The following is a 17,838-nucleotide window of genomic DNA, read 5'->3' as shown; positions in this document are numbered from 1 at the left end:
GCCGCCCCTACTGCGCCGGCTTCGCCAGATCGGCGCAGCGGGGGCCCGGGCGGCGCTCGCAAGCCGGGGCGCGAAGTTCATCCTGGTCGGCTGTTCGAGCGTTCCGGCGCAGCGAGCGTCGTTCTGGTGGTCGCGAGCCGAAAATGATCCGAGAAACACACCCTAGGACCGGGCCCGGGCCGGAGTCCGGCGGCGTCCTGCGGAGGGCCCGACCTTTCTCGGTGGCCCCCGAGGCAGGCGGTGGCGCCGCCCGGCGCGCCGCTCGCGGTAGGGGTGGGCGGGCGGCCCGGCCGGTACCCCGGTCACGGGCCCCGGCCGTCCGGGGGCGGGGCGGTCGCGGGGGTGCGAGGCGGAGGGCAGCGACGAAGAAGGTCGGCGCCTCTTGAGGCGGCGCTGTCGGCGCCGCCCCCGTGGGCCCATCGCCCCTCAGGCGCTCTCCTGCTCCTCCTCCACTTGGCGGGTCCACTCGCGCTTGGAGGACTGCCAGCCGTCCTCGTCCATGCCCAGGCGCCAGTAGCCCGAGATCGACAGGTGCTCCCGCGGCACCTCCCACTCCTTGCGCAGCAGGCGGCGCAGCTCCTTCACGAAGCCCGCCTCGCCGTGGACGAACGCCTGCACCCGCCCCCCGGGCCGCTCCAGGTCGCGGACGGCGCGGACGAGGGCCTCCCCCACCCGGTCGCCGCCGCGGTGCAGCCAGGTCGGCTTGACCCCCGCCGCGTTCGGCAGGGGCTGCTCCTCCTCGGGCCCCGCGACCTCGATGAGGACGTGCGCCTCCGCCCCTTCGGGCAGCCGCTCCAGGGAGGCCGCGATCGCCGGGAGGGCGCTCTCGTCACCGGCCATCAGGTGCCAGTCGGCCTCCGGGGCCGGCGCATAGGCGCCTCCGGGGCCCGAGAACCGCACGACGTCCCCCGGCTCCGCGGCGGCCGCCCACGGTCCCGCGAGCCCGGCGGCGCCGTGGACCACGAAGTCGACGTCCATCTCGGCGCGCGCGGCGTCCCAGCGGCGGACGGTGTAGGTGCGCATGTCCGGCCACTCCTCGCGCGGCATCTCCGCCCGGATGCGCTCCAGGTCGAACGGCTCGGGGTACTCCACTCCGGCGCGCGGGAACAGCAGCTTGACGTAATGGTCGGTGAACCGGTCCGCACCGAGTTCGGCGACCTCCGGGCCGCCGAGCACCACGCGGACCATGTGCGGGGTGAGCCGCTCCGTGCGCACCACCGTCGCCGTCGTGACACGCGGCGCCTTCCGTCCAGGGCGTTCGGCCATGGTCCTTCCTTTCTGCACACGGCGCGCCGGGCCCGCGTGAACGGGTCCGGCGGAGGCCGTTGGGCGTCGGTCAGGAGCGCTGGGGACGGCGGGCGCGGGGCGGCCCGGCCGGTCGGCAGCGGCGCGGATCTCCGCCCAGAGCCTACTCCCGCCCGGGGCGCCCCCTGGGCCCCGGACGGCGTGCGGCGCCGCCCCGCGTCAAGACCGCGTATGGATCGACCCCGCCTCCTGGACACCCCCGCTCCACCCGCCCTAGATTTGATTGCGCAATGGCAATCGATGCAGAGACGCACAGGTATCAGCGCGCACGCCTTGAGGCCGTGATCCGCTCCATGCAGCGCGACACGGTTCCCAGCCTCGTGCGGGTCAACGACGACGAGGACCTCTCGCTCATCGAGATGGCCCTGCTCCAGACGCTCGACCACGACCGCCCGCCGTTCCCGGGGGATCCGCCCCTGAGCGGACTGGCCGAAGTGCTCGGCCGCTCCACGTCGCGGACGAGCCGCGTGGTCGACCGTATGGTGCGGCGCGGTCTCGTGGAGCGCTACGAGGACGCCGCCGACCGTCGGGTCCGGCGGGTCCGCCTCACCGACGCGGGCCGGGAGGTGCTGGACGGCATCGCCCGGGTCCGGATGGAGGCGCAGACCCGCCTGTGGGACTACCTGACGGCGGAGGAATTGGAGGCCGTGGTGAGCGCGATGGAGCTGCTCGCCGAAGCGGCGCACAGGATGAGGAGTGAACGCGATGCACGTGGTGGGCCTGAGTGAGATCGACGCCGGCATGCTCGGCCTGGTCGGCGGGAAGGCCGTCGGGCTGGGCGGGATGATCGCGGCCGGCGAGCGGGTCCCGCCCGGCTTCTGCCTGACCACCGAGGCGCACCGGGCGGGCGCCGTCCCCGAGGAGGAGCTCGCCGCGGCCTACGCCGAGCTGGGAGGCGGCCGGGTGGCGGTGCGCTCCAGCGCCACCGCCGAGGACCTGCCCGACGCCAGCTTCGCCGGCCAGCAGGACACGATCCTCGGCGTCGAGGGCGTGGAGGAGCTGGTGGAGGCGGTCCGCCGGTGCTGGGCGTCGCTGGACTCCGAACGGGCGGTCGCCTACCGCCGCGACAACGACATCGACGGCGGCGACGCGCACATGGCCGTCGTCGTGCAGCGCATGGTCGAGGCGGAGACCGCCGGGGTGCTGTTCACCGCCGACCCGCTCAGCGGCAGCCGCTCGGTGATGGTCGCCGACGCGGTGTACGGGCTGGGCACCGCCGTGGTCGACGGCACCGGCGTGCCCGACCACTACACGATGGGCGCCGAGGGCGTCGACGGCCCCGACGACGGGTGCCTGACCCGCGCCCAGGTGGAGGAGCTGCGCGCGGCGGGCGAGCGCCTGCAGCGGCACTTCGGCTCCCCGCAGGACGCCGAGTGGGCCTACGACGCCGACGGTGTGCTGTGGCTGCTGCAGTCGCGGGCCATCACCACCCTGTTCCCGCTCCCCGAGGACGCCCACCTGCCGCAGCCGCGCGCCTACATGGAAGCGGGCAACATCCAGGGGCTGCTGCGCCCGATGACCCCCATGGGCTTCTCGATGATGGAGACCATGTTGGAGGAGTGGCTCGGGAACTTCATGAAGGCCCCGCGCGGCGGCCCGGCGGCGCCGATGATGGCCGGGATCGGCGGCCGCCTCTACATCGACATGACCGACTTCCTGCGCAGCAGGATGATGCGGCCGCGCCTGGGGTCGATGGCGGAGGTGTACGGCCCACGCGCCAAGGCCGGGATCGAACACCTCCTGAAGGACACGCGCTTCGCCCCGGTGTCGGGGCTGCCCTACCGGATGGGGCCGGTGCTCCGCCTGACCCTGCGCTACACCGGGCCCGCCGTGGCGGGCATCGCCCACTCGCTGGCCAAGCCCGCGGCCGCCCGGGCCAAGGTGGACGAGGCCATCCGCATCATGCGCGAGGACACCCCCGCTCCGCCGCCCGAGGGCGCGCCCCTGGCCGCCCGGCTGCGGTACGTGGAGAACGGCGTCGGCAACGGGACGATGTTCCGCGGGATCATGATGCTGATGTGGCCGCTGTTCAGCGGGATCATGCTCACCGCGCTGCCGTCGGCGGTGCTCAAGGGCATCATCACCGAGGAGGAGGGGGACGCGGCGCTCGGCGGCATGCCGTACAACGTCACCACCGAGATGGACATGGCGCTGTGGCGGATGGCGACCCGCGCGCGCGAGCACGGGGACGTGTTCGTGTCGACCCCGCCGGAGGAGCTGGCCGCCGCGTATTGGGCGGGTACCCTGCCCGACATCGGGATGGAGGAGTTCCTGCGGCTGTACGGCCACCGCGCCGCCGCCGAGGTGGACATCGGCATGCCGCGCTGGGGCGACGACCCGTCGCCGCTGTTCGCGACGATCGCCAACTACCTGCGGGTGGACGACCCCGAGCAGGCGCCGGACCGGCGCTTCGCCCGGGCCGCCGAGCGCGCGGAGGCGGTCATCGCCGACGTGGCGCGGCGGGTGCGGCGCAGGCACCGGGTGCGGGGGCGGCTGGGGCTGTTCCTGATGCGGCGCTCGCGGGAGCTGACCGGGCTGCGGGAGGTCGCCAAGTTCGCCTGGCTGATCCCGTTCTGGACGATCCGCCGCGAGCTGGTCCGCATCGGCGAGGAGCTGGTCTCGCGCGGGCTGCTGGAGCGGCCCGAGGACACCATGTTCCTCAAGGTGCCCGAGCTGCGGACCATCGTGGAGGACGGCGCCGACCTGCGGGAGAAGGTGGCCGAGCGGCGCGCCTTCTACCGCCGCGAGCTGCGCCGCCCGGAGGTGCCCGCGCTGCTGCTGTCGGACGGGACCGACGTGGAAGCGCTGCTGCCCGCGCCGCCGCCGGAGGAGGGGGCGATGGTCGGCAAGCCCGCGGCCGGGGGCCGCGCCACCGGCAGGGCCCGGGTGGTGCGCGACCCGGTGGGGGCGCACCTGGAGCCGGGCGAGATCCTGGTCGCCCCGACCACCGACCCGGGCTGGACGCCGCTGTTCATGACGGCGGCAGGGCTGGTCACCGAGACCGGGTCGCCGATCGCGCACGGGCCGACGGTGGCCCGCGAGTACGGCATCCCGGCGGTGATCTGCCTGCGGGAGGCCACCCGGCGGATCAAGGACGGCGACCTGATCACGGTCGACGGCTCGGCGGGCACGGTGACGCCGGTGGACGAGGAGGAGGGCGCGTCCGGCGCACCCGGCGAGGGCGGCGGGGCCGAGGAGGCGTCCGGCGGCGCCGGGCGCGAACACCAGCACGCCGACCGGTGACGACCAGGAACCGGTCCCGGGGAGGACGGCCCCCGGGACCGGTTCCGAACCACGCCATTGCCCCGAGGTCGACAGGGATCCGGGACGGAGGACACCACCGCCGTCGGCGTCACCGGGGAACGCTGTGCAGGTCCCGGACGTAGTGGTCGAGCGCGGCCCCCTCGGCGCCGTGGGTGCGTCCCGAGGGGCGGAAGCCCGCCCGGCGCGCCACCGCGGCGGACGCGGTGTTCTCCGGATCCACCCGGATGACGGCCTGCCCGGCCCCCTCCCCCGCCGCGTACCGGGCGGCCAGGACGACGGCGCGGGTCGCCAGGCCGCGCCCCCTCCAGGCGGGGTAGAGGCCGTAGGCGACGTTCACCTGGCCCGGCGACAGGGCTTCCAGGGCGAAGCGCAGGTCGACCGTCCCCGCGAGCACCTCCCCGGCACCGACCCGGATGCCGAAGGCCCGCAGCGGACCGGCCGACTCCCACTGCTCCCGGCAGTGCCTGAGGTAGGCCTCCACGCCCTCACGCGTTGCGGGCTCCCCGCTGAGCCAGCGCACCAGGCGCTCGTCCTCCCCTGCGAGGTGCGCCTCCGCGTCGGCCGGGCGGAGCGGGGACAACGTGATGATCCCGTCGGACGGCTTCGCTTCGTGCATTCGACGATTCTCGGCACCGAGGGGCCGCCGCGCCAACGGAATTCGGTCGCCTCCTGGGAATCCCCACCGGCGTCCCGCCCGTCGGCGGCCGGCCGGGGGCCGTCCGCCGACGGCGGCCACGACCACCGAAAGGTCCACCACTCCAGCGCACGCCACCCGGATTTCCGCGCCGCACCGCCGCATGGCAGCGGCAACGGCGGCAGCACCGGCGGACCGTCGGCCCGTGTTCACCGGGCATGCCGGCCGCGGCTCCCGCCGTCCAGCGGTCGGACCTCGGCGTCACCGGCGCCACGGGGGCGGGCGGGGACCGGCGACGGCTCTGTGCCCTGCGGATCCTCCTCCGGTTCGGCCCCGGCCCGGCCGGGAGTGCTGCAGGCGGCCAGCAGCACCATCCCGAGGAAGGCGGCTCCGACAGCGAACAACTCAGTGAACATGCGACCCCCTCTCCTCCCGTCGGCCCCCTCGACACGACGGGACGTCCGCACCATATGCGCCGATTTCGCACGACTTGAGGTCTTTGACCTGATCTCTGTCGGTTCTTTGCCGCCTCTCCCGGCCGCCCCCTACTCGCGTGGGCGGAGAACGGTTGTACTATTCGGATATCCGAACCGTTGCCCTTCGTCGGGGGCCGGAACGGGCCCGGCCGCTCCCGGGACGCCCGGGACGCCCGCCCCGGCCCCCGTCCGAGACGGCCCTAAGGAGGCCCCAGCATGCACCTCGCGGTATTCGGTGCGACCGGCGGAACCGGCAAGGAGATCACCGCGCAGGCCCTTGAAGCCGGGCACACGGTGACCGCGGTCGTCCGCGACCCGGCACGGCTCCCCCTGGAACACGCCCGGCTCTCCACGGTCACGGCGGCCTCGTTCACCGTCGACGCGCTCGTCCCCGTCCTCGCCGGCGCGGACGCCGTCCTCTCCGGGCTGGGGGCGAGCGCCCGCGCGGGCTCCCCGGCGACCACGTGGGCACGGTCCGCCGTGGCCGCGATGGACCAGACCGGCAAGCGGCGGACCGTCGCCGTGAGCGCCGCTCCCCTGGGCGGCCCCGTCCCCGGCGACCCGTTCCTCCACCGCCTGGTCGTCCACCCCCTGATCGGCCTCATCTTCGCCGACGTGTACCGGGACCTGCGGACGATGGAGCAGACGCTGCGCGAGAGCGGCGCCCCGTGGACGGCGGTCCGGCCGCCGCGTCTGACCGACGGCCCCAGGACCGGCACTTACCGCTCCGTGGTCGGGTCCAACCCTCCGGGAGGCTTCTTCATCTCCCGGGCGGACGTGGCCCACGCGGTCCTGGAGGCCCTCGACCGGCCGGAGACCGAGCGCAGTCCGCTCGGGGTCGCGAACTGAGGGAACGGAACGGGCCCAGCGCCCAAGGCCCGGAGTAAGGTCGGATCCCATGAACGACGGCGGAGGAACCGGGGCGGCCGGCGACGGCGGGAACAGTGGTCCGGCCCCGGAGGCGCTTCCGCCCCCCGAGGTGATCGACGGCTTCATGCGCTTCGTGCCGCTGCTGGAGGCCTGGTACCGCAGGGCACCCGACGAGATGCCCCGCGAGCTGGCCGCGGCCTTCGAGCGCAACAGGCTCACGGGGCGGCACGGAAGCGTGCTGTCGCAACTCGTCCACGGACAGGAGCCGACCGTGGGCGAGCTGTCCTCACGGCTGGGGGTGCGCCTGTCGACCGTGAGCGAACTCGTCGGGGACCTGGACTATGCGGGGCTGGTGACACGGCGCAAGGACCCCGCCAACCGCAGGCGGGTCCTCGTGGCGCTGTCCGACGAGTACCGCCCGCTGATGGAGAGGTTCGCGGCGAGCCGCGCGGCGCCGCTCCTCCGGGTGCTCGACCGGTTGTCGCCCGAGGCGCGCCAGGGGTTCGCGGAAGGCCTGCGGGCGTGGGCGGAGGAGGTCACGCCTTCGGGGTGAGACCGCCGGTCCGGACGACGGCGGGCAGACGCCGGGGCAAGGGCCGGCACCAGGGCACCAGCACCAGGGAAGGAGCCGGGACCGGGGGCCGGGTTGGTCACCCGTCCGCCCCGTCGATGATCCGCTCGCGCTCCTCCTGCGTGCCCGCGCGGACGTCCTGAGCGGCCGCGACCAGGTCCGGGGTGCCGTCGTGCTCCTTGGGGTGTACGGCGGCGACGGTGCCGTCGGGCAGGGTGGTCCGGACCTTGTCGACCGCCCCCTCCTCCCGGACGATCAGCAGGCCGTCCTGCCGCTCGCACTCCATCTGGCGGTAGTCGCACTGGAAGTCGACCGGTTCGGCGCCCTCCCGGTTCCAGGTCTCGACCCTGACCGCGTCCCCGTCGCTGTGCTCGTAGTAGAGGTTGAGCCGTCCGTACTGGTCGCTGATCCCGGTCCGGGTCCATCCCGGGCCGTCGAGGACGGCGAAGTCCGTGTCCGGGTCGCCCATGGCGGTGCTGCGCTCGGAGCGCGCCTCGGACCACTCGATCACCGGCGGCAGGCCGAGCTGCGCGGCGAGGGCCCCGACCACCGCGACGGCGATGCCGAGCGCCCGCAGTCGGGGCCACAGCTCGACCAGCGCGCACCCCGCGCCCACCGCCAGGCCGTTCGCCGCGCCGGCGACGGCCGCCTCATCGACCCCGGAGCCGCCGTAGAACAGGAACGCCGACAGGATGAAGCAGCCGGTCCCGACCCAGGCCACGGTCTTGGGGGCGCGCGCACCGGCCGCCCTGAGAACGGAACGGCCGAGCCACCACACCCCGAGGGCGCTCGCGGGCAGGGCGGCCAAGGCGAGCACGATGACGACGACGAACAACGGGCCGAGGTCGGCGAAGGCGGCCCCCATGACGCCGACGAAAGCCCCGAACACCACGGCCGCGCCCGCCCAGGGCAGCAGAAGTCCGTAGACGGCGGCGGTGATGACGGCGCGGGGCGCGGCCGGTCGCGGCTCCGGCGCCGCGGGCGGGGTCGGTCCCGGGCCGGATCCGGCCTGGTCCGTGCCCGGAGAGCCGTGAGCGTCGGGGGGCCGAGGGGTGCGGTTCTCGTCCATGCCTTCATCCCACCGCATCGGCCGCGGCCGGGACAGAGTACGCGTACTCATCTCCTCCCCCAAGTCCTCCCCACGTGGCGGTGCTCCCCGCCGCGCCGGGCGGCCCGCACCGCCTCCCGTGTGCCGATGCTGTCCGGCGGGCAAGCACGACTCTTGGCGGCCGTGGCCGCCCTCGTACGCCGGAGCCGCGGGGAGGCGGAGAGGTTGGGGGGGATCGCGCTCCCCTCGTTCGGCGACCGTGTGGGACCCTTTTCGGCATGCAGGAACAGGTGGGCCCTGCCCGATCCCCCGAGTCCGCCCCCACGGGCTGGGTGGACCTCTCCGGGCTCCGCCGGGGAACGCGCCGGTGGATGTGGGCGCTCAACGCCCTGTTCGTCGGGCTGCCCGCGGTCGCGGTCACCGGGAGCGCCCTGGCCTTCCCGGTCACCGGCGGCGGGACGCCCTCGCTGCTCTTCGCGGCCCCTCTTTGGGCGCTCCTGCTGCTGTTCACCGGTCTGACGGTCCACTCGGCGCCCCGGGACACCACCCGGCAGGGCGTCGGAGTCGACGGCGACGGCCTCACCCTCCTCCAGGAGCCCGCCTGGTGGTTCGGGGGCCGGGAGGCCGCCGTCCCCTGGCGGAACGTGAAGGCCCTGCGCCCGGCGGCCCCTCCCCCGGCCGCGACGGCCACCATCGTCGCCGAGCTGCACCGGGGCCCGGTTCCACCGGGGCTGCCCTACTGGGCGAAGGTCCTCGACGGGTCCTTCACGCCCTCTCCCCCGGTCGACGGCCCCGCGCTGCTCCTGTGGCTGCCGGAGGCCCACGCCGCCCGCCTGCGCGCCGAGGCCGACGCGGTGCGCCCGGGGGTGTGGCGCGACCTGTCGGAGGGCGCGGCCCGGCAGGCGCCGGAGAACAGGACGCCCGCGGCCGCCGGTCCCTCGCCCTCCCACTGGATGGAATTGCGCGGCCGAACGCTGGACTTCAAGGGGTGGCTGGTCGGCATCGCCTTCAGCGCCTACCTCACGGCGGCTTTGGCCGTGCTCCCGTTCGTCCTCCCCCTCGTCCAGGACACCCCTCTTACGGGCTTCTGGGATGCCGTCGGGTTCTACGGCATGTTCGCGCTCCTGTTCGCGGTCTTCGCCGTCATCACGGCGCTGCTGACGCGCGGACTCCCGCGCCGCACGACCAGGCAGGGCGTGCGCATCGACGCCGAGGGCATCACCCTCGTCCAAGAGCGCAAGTGGTGGTTCCGCGGGATCGAGATCCCGTTCCCCTGGCGGGCGGTCAGCGGGGTCCGGCCCGACTCGCGGACGAGGTCGGAGGGGCCCCGGGACCTCGTGGTCGCCATCGACCTGCACGGCGACGCCCCGCCCGCGCGCTTCCCGGGGTGGGCGGTACCGGAGGGGCGGACGGTCAGCGTCATGCCCGGGAACCCGCGCCGGGACGAGCTGCTCCGCATGGTCGCGGACGTCCGCACCGACCTGGAGGGCTCCTGACCTCGGGGCTTCCCGGCCCCGCAGGCCGGCCCCGGGGTCGGTGCCCGCCTGCGGCCGTGGCGCCGCCTCAGGCCTGGCCGGTGTCGAACCGGGCGATGCGGCCGTCCTCGACGGTGAAGGTCCACCGGGTGCGCATGGCGCCCCAGGTGTCGTTGGTGAAGTCCGCGATCAGGCTCCGGCCGCCGTCAGCGGTGGAGACGACGTCCATGCGGCCGTTGGCGGAGAAGATCTCCCGTTCGGCCCACTGGAGGAGATCGCGCTCCCTGCCGTCGTCGGTCATCGTGGCGTCCGGGGTGAGCGCTTCGCTGAACGCCACCCGGTCTCCCGCGTTGACGGCGTCGATGAACGCTCGGACGGCGGCATCGTTGACGTTCGCCGGCATGGGCCCTCCTGGTGCTCGGTGCGGCTGCGCGATCCGCCTGCGGCCCCGGACGGCCGTGCCGCCGGTGCCCGGCTCCGTCTCCGGTCTTCCCGGCCACGGCCGCGCGCCCCGCCGACAGCGCGATCTTGACCGATCCGGGGGCGGCCGTTTACCTCGGGACTTCCGCCCTCTCCCGCCCCCAATGTTCAAATGTTAACATTCAGACATTGCCTGGTCGGAGGTGTGCACACGCCTCCGGCGGCGGACTCTCCCCATGAGGAAGGCGGCTGTGCCCATGACCGTGCTCGACTCGCCCATCCCCCGGTTCCACCTGGCCATGCCCGTGGACGACCTGGATGCCGCGCGCCGGTTCTACGGGGAGGTGCTGGGCCTGGAGCAGGGGCGCAGCTCCGACACGTGGATCGACTGGAACCTGCACGGCCACCAGTTCGTGACGCACGTGGCGCCCGAGCGGCCGAAGCGCATCCACAACCCCGTCGACGGCCACGACGTGCCGGTCCCCCACTTCGGCCTGGTCCTGGCCGTTCCGGAGTTCCACAAGCTGGCCGACCGGCTGCGCGCGGCCGGGACGCAGTTCGTGATCGAGCCGTACGTGCGGTTCGAGGGGCAGCCGGGCGAGCAGTGGACCATGTTCCTGCTCGACCCGGCGGGGAACGCGCTGGAGTTCAAGGCCTTCGCCGACGACTCGCAGGTCTTCGCGACCTGAGGACCCGCACACGTCATCACCGGACCGGGACGGGCGCCCGGTCGGGGGTGAGGAGGGTGAGGGACAGGCACCCGCCGTCGGCCCGGGAGATGTAGAGCCAGTGGGCGGCGAGGGAGTCGATGAGGAACATGCCGCGGCCGCTCTCGACATCGGTGTCGAGGGCGGCCGCACGCACGCGCGGCCGGTCGCCTGGGCGGACGGGGCCGGCGTCGGTGAGGTCGATGTAGAGCGGACCGTCGGCGGCGGCGTAGAGGGCCAGGGTGACCGTGCCGCCGGGGTGACCGCTGCGGGTGTGGCGGCGGGCGTTGCAGAAGGCCTCGTCGACGCAGAGCTCGGCATCGTCCACGAGCGAGTCCGCCCAGAGCGGCCGGAGCCGGATGCGAGTGAGGGAACGGGCGATGCGAAGCCCGTCGTAGGTGCAGGGAAGCTGTTCCCGCTCACTAAGGACAAGCGGACCACAGGACAGATCGGACATTTTTTCACCTCGTGAAGGGCTGTTCGATGCAACCAAGATGGCCCTACAGTCTGTGACCTGCCATAATCCCTACTCCATTGACCAATACTGGAGATCTGGTGGCGCATTGTCAGCGCCAAGTGCAATTCTGTAGTGGTGAGCGAATCCCCCCGTACCCCCTGGCTCCGTTGGGGCGCGGAACTCCGACGCCACCGGAACGCATCAGGGATGACTCAGCAGTCACTCGCCTCGGCGATCAACGTCTCAAGTGCGTTGATCAGCGGATTCGAGCGCGGAACACGTATCCCGAAACGGGCGCACGCGGCCGATGGCGACCTGGCGCTCTCAACGACGGGCGAGCTCGAACGACTATGGCTGGAGATCAACGACACCCGTGAGATCCCGGACGAGTGGCGATCCTTCGCGGTTCTGGAACGCCAGGCGTCGGAGATTCGCGAGTACCAGACGGCGCTCATCCCCGGCCTGCTGCAGTCCCCGGCGTACGCTCGCGCCGTGATGCGCCAAGGACGGGATCAACAGGACACCGATGAACAGATCGACCATTTGACCCAGGCACGGACCTCTCGCCTCGCACACCTGCACAACACTCGACTATCGTTCGTCCTTGAGGAGACGGCTCTCCGCCGCGTGCTCGGGTCGAAGGAGGCGATGGTCGAATGCCTCACCCATGTGCTGGCCCTGCTCGAGGACCGTCGGATACGTCTCTCGGTCATTCCGGACGACGCTCCGCTCAGGCCCGTGGTGTCTGCACCGTTTCGTATCATGAATCTCCCTGATGGGAGACTTATCGGACATGCGGAGCACATGTTCGGCGAGAACGTCGTCTCCGACCCTCACCAAGTCAACTTCATGGTCGCCATCTTCGGCGACATGCAGGCGGAATCCTTGTCCCCGAGTGTGTCCAAGACTGTCATCGAGCAGATCAGGAGATCACTGCAATGACCGCCCTCCGGTGGCACAAGTCCAGTTACAGCGCGAACACGGGCCCGCAGTGCGTCGAAGTCGCGGAGACTCGGTGTTCAGCCAGAGTCCGGGACACCCAGCACAGACACCTCGGCCACCTGGAGTTCCCCACCGGCGAGTGGCAGGTGTTCCTGGGAACCCTGCGAGGGGAGGCGGAAGGTGCCGACTGAGCAGTGGCACAAGTCGACCTACAGCCACGCACACGGCGGCAACCGCGTCGAGGTGTCCGAGGGGCTGAGAACCGCCGTCCGCGACAGTCGGCACAGACACCTCGGACACCTCGACTTCCCCGCCGCCGAATGGGCGAGGTTCCTCTACTCCCTCAGGGGCGGCGTCACCCCACCGGCGTGAACGCCACCCTCAGGACGTGGTTCCCTGCCTCCAGCCTGTGCTGGGGCAGGGTCTCCGGGCCGCAGGACGCCGTACCGATCCCCTGGTGCTCCGCGTCCAGGTACAGGTGCACCTTCCCCTCCGGCTCCAGCTCGTGCGTGTGGGCCGCCGCGTCCAACGCCGCCGTGTCCCACCTGCGCGCCGCGAAGTCGAACACCGGGGCGCCCTCCACACGCACACCCCCGCCGTCCGCCCCGCACAGCTCCAGCCACCGCGCATCCACGCGGTTGCCGTTCTCCTGAGGACGCAGGTACGGCGTCTGCAACCCGTCCACCGTGTCGGAGTAGTGCCCCACCCTCGCCGCCTGGGCGATGTCGCGGTACGCCTCCCCCGGGCCGCCGCCGAACCACGTGACCCGGTCCAGGGTCTCCGGCAGGGTCATGTGCACGCCGAAGCGCGGCAGCGGCCCCGGCCACTGCCCCTCCGCCTCGCCCTCGACGGTCAGCAGCAGTCGCCCCTCGGCAGCCCCCCACCGGTAGGCCACCCGCATCCCGAACCCCTGGGCCGCCGCAGCGACCCGCGTCCGGACCACGAACTCGTTCCCCTCCCAGTCGAGGGACACCAGCCGCGACGTCAGCCGGTGCAGCCCGGCCGCACGCCACCCGCGCTCCACGGACACACCGTGACGTGCGACGTCGTTGTCGGTCGGCGCGCGCCACAGGTCCACCGCGAGGGGCCCCACCCGGACACCACCGATCGCCAGCAGGTCCCCGGTGCGCGTGTCGATCTCCCCCGGGCCGATGCGCAGGACCGTCCCGCCGGTGTCGGCCGGGGCGACGGCGGCCGGGACGGGCGCGACCGCCGACGCCGCACCGATCCTCGCCTGCCCCCAGGCCAGCTCGTGGCCCGCCTCCGCCCACGGCTCGTCCTTGGCCAGCGTCACGGAGACGGTGAGCCACGATTCGCCGCCCCCCTGCTTCTCCGGCAGGGCGGGCAGCGGGACCTCCGCCGTCTCGCCGGGCGCGAGCACGGGCACGTCGAGCGTGCCCACACCGGGCACGAGCGCAGGCGGGCCGGACTGGCAGTCCTCGGTCACCCACCACCGGAACTCCAGCCCGGACGTGTCCCGGAAGTCCCAGGTGTTGGTGACCGTCACCGCCCCTCCGGCGGGGTCGGGCACCACCCGCACCGGCTCGATCGTCTTCGCGTACGCCGCCAGCCCCGGGCCCGGCGTCCGGTCGGGCAGCAGCAGCCCGTCCGCGACGAAGTTCCCGTCGTGCAGCGGCTCGCCGAAGTCCCCGCCGTAGGCGAACCACTCCGTGCCGTCGGCCTCCTCACGCCGCACCCCGTGGTCGATCCATTCCCAGATGAACCCGCCCTGGAGCCGGTCGTACCGCTCGAACAGCCGCTGGTACTCCTCAAGCCCGCCGGGTCCGGTCCCCATCGCGTGGCCGTACTCGCACAGGATGAACGGCAGCCCCCGCCGGTGCGCGTCGGCGTCGGGGTCGTCGGTCGGCGCCTCCGTCCCCTCGCCGATCCGCTCGACCTCCGCGTGCGGCGCGTACATGCGCGAGTACACGTCCACGTACGGGCAGTCCCAGTCGCGCTCGTAGTGCACGAGCCGCGACGGGTCGTTCTCCCGCACCCATGCGGCCATGGACGCCAGGTTGCGCCCGGTCCCCGCCTCGTTGCCGAGCGACCACATGATGATGCTCGGGTGGTTGCGGTCGCGCGCGACCGTGCGCCGGATCCGGTCGAGGTAGGCCTCCTCCCAGCGCGGGTCGTCGGAGGGGTTGCCCTCCCACCCCAGCGGTTCGAACCCGTGGGTCTCCAGGTCGCACTCGTCGATGACCCACAGCCCCAGCTCGTCGCACAGGTCCAGGAAGTCGGGGTGCGGCGGGTAGTGGCTGGTGCGCACCGCGTTGACGTTGTGCCGCTTCATCAGCAGCACGTCCTCGCGCATGGTCTCCAGCGGGACCGCCCGCCCGTGGTCGGGGTGCCATTCGTGCCGGTTCACCCCGCGCAGCAGCAGCGGGCGGCCGTTGACGCGGATCGTCCCGCCGGTCAGCTCCACGGTGCGGAATCCGACCCGCGTGCGCACCCGCTCCCCCGGCGTGCGCACCTCCAGCTCATAGAGCCGCGGCACCTCCGCCGACCACGGTTCGACCGCCCCGACCCGGTGCTCGGCCCCGGCCTCGGCCTCCTCCAGGCCCAGTTCGGGGACGGACACCACCGCACCGGCCGCCCCGTCGACGTCCACACGCAGCGTGCCGGTGCCCGTCTCAGGGTCGTAGGCGGCGTGCACGGCCAGGTCGGCGACCCCGTCTTCGGGCCGGGCGATCAGAGTGACGTCGCGGAAGATCCCCGACAGCCACCACATGTCCTGGTCCTCCAGGTAGCTGGCGGCCGACCACTGGTGGACGCGCACGGCCAGCGTGTTCCGGCCGGGGCGCAGCAGGGGGCCGACGTCGAACTCCGACGCCAGCCGGCTGCCGGTGGCGAACCCCAGCTCGGTGCCGTTGAGCCACACCCGGAAGCAGGAGTCCACCCCCTCGAAGCGCAGGACCGCGGGTCCCTCCGGCCACTCCTGCGGCAGGTCGAACCCGCACCGGTAGTCGCCGGTGGGGTTCTCGTCGGGCACGTACGGCGGCTCCACCGGGAACGGGTACACGACGTTGGTGTAGGCGGGCGCGCCGTGGCCGTGCATCTGCCAGTGGGACGGCACCGGCAGGTCGCACCAGGCGGGGCCGCCGCCCCCGGCCGCCTCGTCGTAGCCATGCTCCTCGAACCCGTCGGTGGCCTCCTCGGCCCGGGGGTGCAGGCGGAAGCGCCAGGTGCCGGTGAGGTCGACCGACGGCGCGTCGGTGGTGAAGCGGGCGCGCGGCGGCCGCACGCCCCGCGACGGGGTGAAGTCCTCAAGGTAGGCGGGCTTGTCGGGCGCGGTCACGTCAGACCTCCGTCAGGTGCAGGAGAAGGGCTTGGGACGGGTTGAGCACGGGCATCTGCAGGCCCGACCGGGCCAGCACCGCACCGGAGGCGGTGAGCCCTCCGGCGGCGAACCACGGGGGCGGCACTGTCTGCAGCGTCGAGGGCGTCCCGGCCTCCGGGCGCCACACGAGCCGGTAGGTGCGGTCCTCCCGCAGGCCGGGCAGGCGCACGCGGCCGGGGGCGGCGCGCACCGGGGAGGCCAGGAGGGCGTAGCGGAAGACGGCCTCGCTCCCGTCCTCGGCGACGACCCCGTCGAGCTGCTCGGCCGGGTCGGGGGCGTCGCCGCGCACGGTGACGCCGGTGTGCAGCAGCGGCCGCAGCTCCTTGTACAGGCGGATCCACGCGTCGAGGGCGGCCAGCTCCTCGTCGGTGCACGCGGTGATGTCCCACTCGATCCCCGCGTGCCCGATGAGCGCGGTCAGGCAGCGCAGCGAGAGGTCGGCGTCGCGGCCGGTGGTGTGCGCGGTGCGGGCGCCCACGTGCGAGCCGACCAGCTCGGGCGGGACCAGCAGCCCGGTCCAGCGCTGCAGGGCCAGGCGTTCGAGCGGGTCGTTGGTGTCGGAGCCCCACACCCGGTCGGTGCGCTCCAGGATGCCCAGGTCGACCCGGCCGCCGCCGGAGGAGCAGGACTCGATCTCCAGCCCGGGGTGGGCCGCGCGGAGCCGGTCCAGGAGCGCGTAGGCGGCCGCGGTCTGGCCGTGCGTGCCCGCCGCCCCGGTGGGGACGTGCACGGGTTCGAGGAGGTCGCGGTTGTGGTCCCACTTGAGGAAGTCGGGGCGGTACTCGGTGACCAGGGCGTCGAGGAGGCCGAAGACGTGGTCGAAGGCCTCGGGCCGGGACAGGTCGAGCACCTGCTGGCCGCGGCTGGGCGGGGCGGGCCGCCCTTCGGCGGTCAGCAGCCAGTCGGGGTGGGCGCGGGCCAGGTCGGAGTCGGGGTTGACCATCTCGGGCTCCACCCACAGCCCGGTCCGCATCCCCAGGGCGCGCACGTGGTCGAACAGGGGGTGCAGGCCGTCGGGCCACACGCCGGCGTCCACGGTCCAGTCGCCGAGCCCGGCGGTGTCGTCGCGGCGGCCGCGGAACCAGCCGTCGTCGAGGACGAACCGTTCGACGCCGATGTCGGCGGCGGTGTCGGCGAGCCGCTTGAGCGTGTCCAGGTCGTGGTCGAAGTAGACGGCCTCCCAGGTGTTGAGGACGACCGGACGCGGTCCGGACGGGTGGTGGGGGCGGGCGCGCAGCCACCGGTGGAAGCGCGCGGACATGCCGTCGAGCCCCTGGTCGGACCAGGAGAAGCAGACCCAGGGGGTGGTGTAGGAGGCGCCCTGGGCCAGGCGCACTTCGCCGGGCTGGGCCGCCTCGCCCCCGGCGATGACGGCGTCGGCCTGCCCCGCGGCCTCGGGGAGGCGCTCGGCGAGGTGGACGTGGTCGCCGCTCCAGGCGGTGTGGACGCCCCACACCTCGCCGGTGCGGAACCCGAAGCCGGGGGTCCCGGCGGTGAGCACGAGCGGGGCGTCGTGGCCGGTGCGCCCGCGCCGGGAGGCGCGCATGCGGGTGCCCATGCCCAGGTCGCTGCGCTGGGGGGCGCGTTCGCGGCACCAGCGGCCCGTGAGGTCGAGGACCTCCTCGGCCTCACGCGGCAGGGGCAGCACGGCCATGAGCGCGCCGAGGGTCCAGGGGGCCGGGTCGGTGTTGGTGACGGTGTGCCGGACGCGCACGAGGCCGGAGGGCTCCATGCGCAGTTCGCAGGTGATCTCCAGTCCGTCGGCCTCGGCGGCGGCGGTGAGCGTCCCGCCGCCCTGCCAGGGGTCCGGCCGGTCGTCGACCTCCCGCACCCGCCAGCGGGGGAAGGTCGCCCGGCCCTCGTGGTGCCCGGCGATGCCGGGGTGGCCGCGCCATCCTTCCCCTTGGGTCGGCAGGAGGGAGATGTGCTGGGGCACGTCCACGCCGTTGTTGGCGGCGGGAGGGAGCGCGGCCTCGGCGAGCCCCTCGGGCGCGTCCGTGCCGTCGGCCTCGTCGGCGTCGTCGGCGCCGGGCAGGTCGGCGCCCCAGTGCAGCACGTACGGGAGCCCGTCCGCGGGGACCTGGACGACCAGGGCGGTCCCTGCGGCGCTGAGGCGGACGGTACGGGTCCGCCGCCCGTCCCCGTCGGGACGGGCGGCGCCGTCGGTGGTGCGGTCCGTCATCTGGGCCTTCCTTCGCGGGTTCACCGGCCTCTGGGCCGGGGAGGAGACGAAGCTCCTGCAGAGCAAAGCAGAGCAGTGCAGGGCACCAGGCGCCGGACCACCGTCGAGGCGGTCCGGCGCCTGGTGCCCCTTCGGGTTCCGGTAGGC

17 protein-coding genes are annotated in these 17,838 nt (G+C 73.7%); 9 read left to right on the top strand and 8 right to left on the bottom strand.

Annotated elements, in window-relative coordinates:
* Nucleotides 1-426: 426 nt before the first annotated feature.
* Nucleotides 427-1,266 (bottom strand): siderophore-interacting protein, encoded by an 840-nt coding sequence (locus O4U47_RS07085; RefSeq protein ID WP_270676801.1) that lies wholly within the window; start codon nt 1,264-1,266, stop codon nt 427-429.
* A 269-nt stretch (nt 1,267-1,535) separates the two neighbouring features.
* Here O4U47_RS07085 and O4U47_RS07080 point away from each other — a divergent pair, with 269 nt between their 5' ends.
* Nucleotides 1,536-2,033 (top strand): MarR family winged helix-turn-helix transcriptional regulator, encoded by a 498-nt coding sequence (locus tag O4U47_RS07080; protein WP_270676800.1) that lies wholly within the window; start codon nt 1,536-1,538, stop codon nt 2,031-2,033.
* Nucleotides 2,011-4,548: a PEP/pyruvate-binding domain-containing protein gene (locus O4U47_RS07075; protein ID WP_270676841.1), complete on the top strand. Its 2,538-nt coding sequence runs from the start codon at nt 2,011-2,013 to the stop codon at nt 4,546-4,548. The genes O4U47_RS07080 and O4U47_RS07075 overlap by 23 nt, the downstream gene beginning before the upstream one ends.
* Nucleotides 4,549-4,657: 109 nt before the next feature.
* On the opposite strand, the gene O4U47_RS07070 is transcribed toward O4U47_RS07075, so the two are convergent.
* Nucleotides 4,658-5,185 carry a GNAT family N-acetyltransferase gene (locus O4U47_RS07070; RefSeq protein WP_270676799.1) on the bottom strand — a complete coding sequence of 176 codons (528 nt, stop codon included), beginning with the start codon at nt 5,183-5,185 and terminating at the stop codon, nt 4,658-4,660.
* A 227-nt stretch (nt 5,186-5,412) separates the two neighbouring features.
* On the bottom strand, nt 5,413-5,619 hold the full coding sequence (locus tag O4U47_RS07065) for a hypothetical protein (RefSeq protein ID WP_270676798.1): 207 nt from the start codon (nt 5,617-5,619) through the stop codon (nt 5,413-5,415).
* Between the two features lie 276 nt (nt 5,620-5,895).
* Here O4U47_RS07065 and O4U47_RS07060 point away from each other — a divergent pair, with 276 nt between their 5' ends.
* Entirely contained in the window at nt 5,896-6,528 is a 633-nt protein-coding gene (locus O4U47_RS07060) for an NAD(P)-dependent oxidoreductase (RefSeq protein ID WP_270676797.1), read from the top strand.
* 49 nt (nt 6,529-6,577) lie between these two features.
* Nucleotides 6,578-7,102 (top strand): MarR family winged helix-turn-helix transcriptional regulator, encoded by a 525-nt coding sequence (locus O4U47_RS07055; protein WP_270676796.1) that lies wholly within the window; start codon nt 6,578-6,580, stop codon nt 7,100-7,102.
* Between the two features lie 97 nt (nt 7,103-7,199).
* Here O4U47_RS07055 and O4U47_RS07050 read toward each other — a convergent pair whose 3' ends face one another.
* Nucleotides 7,200-8,189, bottom strand: coding sequence for a response regulator (locus tag O4U47_RS07050; protein WP_270676795.1), 990 nt, complete (start codon nt 8,187-8,189; stop codon nt 7,200-7,202).
* A gap of 257 nt (nt 8,190-8,446) precedes the next feature.
* On the opposite strand from O4U47_RS07050, the gene O4U47_RS07045 reads away from it, so the two are divergent.
* Entirely contained in the window at nt 8,447-9,664 is a 1,218-nt protein-coding gene (locus O4U47_RS07045; protein ID WP_270676794.1) for a hypothetical protein, read from the top strand.
* 67 nt (nt 9,665-9,731) lie between these two features.
* On the opposite strand, the gene O4U47_RS07040 is transcribed toward O4U47_RS07045, so the two are convergent.
* Nucleotides 9,732-10,046, bottom strand: coding sequence for a nuclear transport factor 2 family protein (locus tag O4U47_RS07040; protein ID WP_270676793.1), 315 nt, complete (start codon nt 10,044-10,046; stop codon nt 9,732-9,734).
* A 274-nt stretch (nt 10,047-10,320) separates the two neighbouring features.
* On the opposite strand from O4U47_RS07040, the gene O4U47_RS07035 reads away from it, so the two are divergent.
* Entirely contained in the window at nt 10,321-10,752 is a 432-nt protein-coding gene (locus O4U47_RS07035; RefSeq protein ID WP_270676840.1) for a VOC family protein, read from the top strand.
* Between the two features lie 16 nt (nt 10,753-10,768).
* On the opposite strand, the gene O4U47_RS07030 is transcribed toward O4U47_RS07035, so the two are convergent.
* Entirely contained in the window at nt 10,769-11,227 is a 459-nt protein-coding gene (locus O4U47_RS07030) for an ATP-binding protein (protein WP_270676792.1), read from the bottom strand.
* Between the two features lie 132 nt (nt 11,228-11,359).
* Here O4U47_RS07030 and O4U47_RS07025 point away from each other — a divergent pair, with 132 nt between their 5' ends.
* From O4U47_RS07025 to O4U47_RS07015, 3 genes are read left to right on the top strand one after another with little or no spacing between them, the layout of a single operon-like run.
* Nucleotides 11,360-12,169, top strand: a complete 810-nt coding sequence (locus tag O4U47_RS07025) for a helix-turn-helix domain-containing protein (protein WP_333563634.1) — start codon at nt 11,360-11,362, stop codon at nt 12,167-12,169.
* Nucleotides 12,166-12,360 (top strand): DUF397 domain-containing protein, encoded by a 195-nt coding sequence (locus O4U47_RS07020; RefSeq protein ID WP_270676788.1) that lies wholly within the window; start codon nt 12,166-12,168, stop codon nt 12,358-12,360. Before O4U47_RS07025 ends, O4U47_RS07020 begins: the two co-directional genes overlap by 4 nt.
* Nucleotides 12,350-12,541, top strand: a complete 192-nt coding sequence (locus O4U47_RS07015; RefSeq protein ID WP_270676786.1) for a DUF397 domain-containing protein — start codon at nt 12,350-12,352, stop codon at nt 12,539-12,541. Before O4U47_RS07020 ends, O4U47_RS07015 begins: the two co-directional genes overlap by 11 nt.
* Here the strand turns inward: O4U47_RS07015 and O4U47_RS07010 are convergent.
* A complete protein-coding gene (locus O4U47_RS07010; protein ID WP_270676784.1) occupies nt 12,525-15,467 on the bottom strand; it encodes a glycoside hydrolase family 2 TIM barrel-domain containing protein in 2,943 nt (980 codons plus the stop codon). The two genes, O4U47_RS07015 and O4U47_RS07010, sit on opposite strands and share 17 nt — an antisense overlap.
* 1 nt (nt 15,468) lies before the next feature.
* A complete protein-coding gene (locus tag O4U47_RS07005; protein ID WP_270676783.1) occupies nt 15,469-17,691 on the bottom strand; it encodes an alpha-galactosidase in 2,223 nt (740 codons plus the stop codon).
* Between the last annotated feature and the right edge of the window lie 147 nt (nt 17,692-17,838).

Origin of the sequence: Nocardiopsis suaedae (assembly GCF_027706745.1) — a bacterium.
In the GTDB taxonomy this organism is placed as follows: Bacteria; Actinomycetota; Actinomycetes; order Streptosporangiales; family Streptosporangiaceae; genus Nocardiopsis_A; species Nocardiopsis_A suaedae.
Note: the sequence above shows the minus strand (reverse complement) of the source record. Positions and strands in the feature narration are given on the sequence as shown.

What these genes read in the sequence shown, in the direction of transcription:
- O4U47_RS07085 (WP_270676801.1), bottom strand. Translation starts at nt 1,266, where the DNA reads ATGGCCGAACGCCCTGGACGGAAGGCGCCGCGTGTCACGACGGCGACG.
- O4U47_RS07080 (WP_270676800.1), top strand. Translation starts at nt 1,536, where the DNA reads ATGGCAATCGATGCAGAGACGCACAGGTATCAGCGCGCACGCCTTGAG.
- O4U47_RS07075 (WP_270676841.1), top strand. Translation starts at nt 2,011, where the DNA reads ATGCACGTGGTGGGCCTGAGTGAGATCGACGCCGGCATGCTCGGCCTG.
- O4U47_RS07070 (WP_270676799.1), bottom strand. Translation starts at nt 5,185, where the DNA reads ATGCACGAAGCGAAGCCGTCCGACGGGATCATCACGTTGTCCCCGCTC.
- O4U47_RS07065 (WP_270676798.1), bottom strand. Translation starts at nt 5,619, where the DNA reads ATGTTCACTGAGTTGTTCGCTGTCGGAGCCGCCTTCCTCGGGATGGTG.
- O4U47_RS07060 (WP_270676797.1), top strand. Translation starts at nt 5,896, where the DNA reads ATGCACCTCGCGGTATTCGGTGCGACCGGCGGAACCGGCAAGGAGATC.
- O4U47_RS07055 (WP_270676796.1), top strand. Translation starts at nt 6,578, where the DNA reads ATGAACGACGGCGGAGGAACCGGGGCGGCCGGCGACGGCGGGAACAGT.
- O4U47_RS07050 (WP_270676795.1), bottom strand. Translation starts at nt 8,189, where the DNA reads ATGGACGAGAACCGCACCCCTCGGCCCCCCGACGCTCACGGCTCTCCG.
- O4U47_RS07045 (WP_270676794.1), top strand. Translation starts at nt 8,447, where the DNA reads ATGCAGGAACAGGTGGGCCCTGCCCGATCCCCCGAGTCCGCCCCCACG.
- O4U47_RS07040 (WP_270676793.1), bottom strand. Translation starts at nt 10,046, where the DNA reads ATGCCGGCGAACGTCAACGATGCCGCCGTCCGAGCGTTCATCGACGCC.
- O4U47_RS07035 (WP_270676840.1), top strand. Translation starts at nt 10,321, where the DNA reads ATGACCGTGCTCGACTCGCCCATCCCCCGGTTCCACCTGGCCATGCCC.
- O4U47_RS07030 (WP_270676792.1), bottom strand. Translation starts at nt 11,227, where the DNA reads ATGTCCGATCTGTCCTGTGGTCCGCTTGTCCTTAGTGAGCGGGAACAG.
- O4U47_RS07020 (WP_270676788.1), top strand. Translation starts at nt 12,166, where the DNA reads ATGACCGCCCTCCGGTGGCACAAGTCCAGTTACAGCGCGAACACGGGC.
- O4U47_RS07005 (WP_270676783.1), bottom strand. Translation starts at nt 17,691, where the DNA reads ATGACGGACCGCACCACCGACGGCGCCGCCCGTCCCGACGGGGACGGG.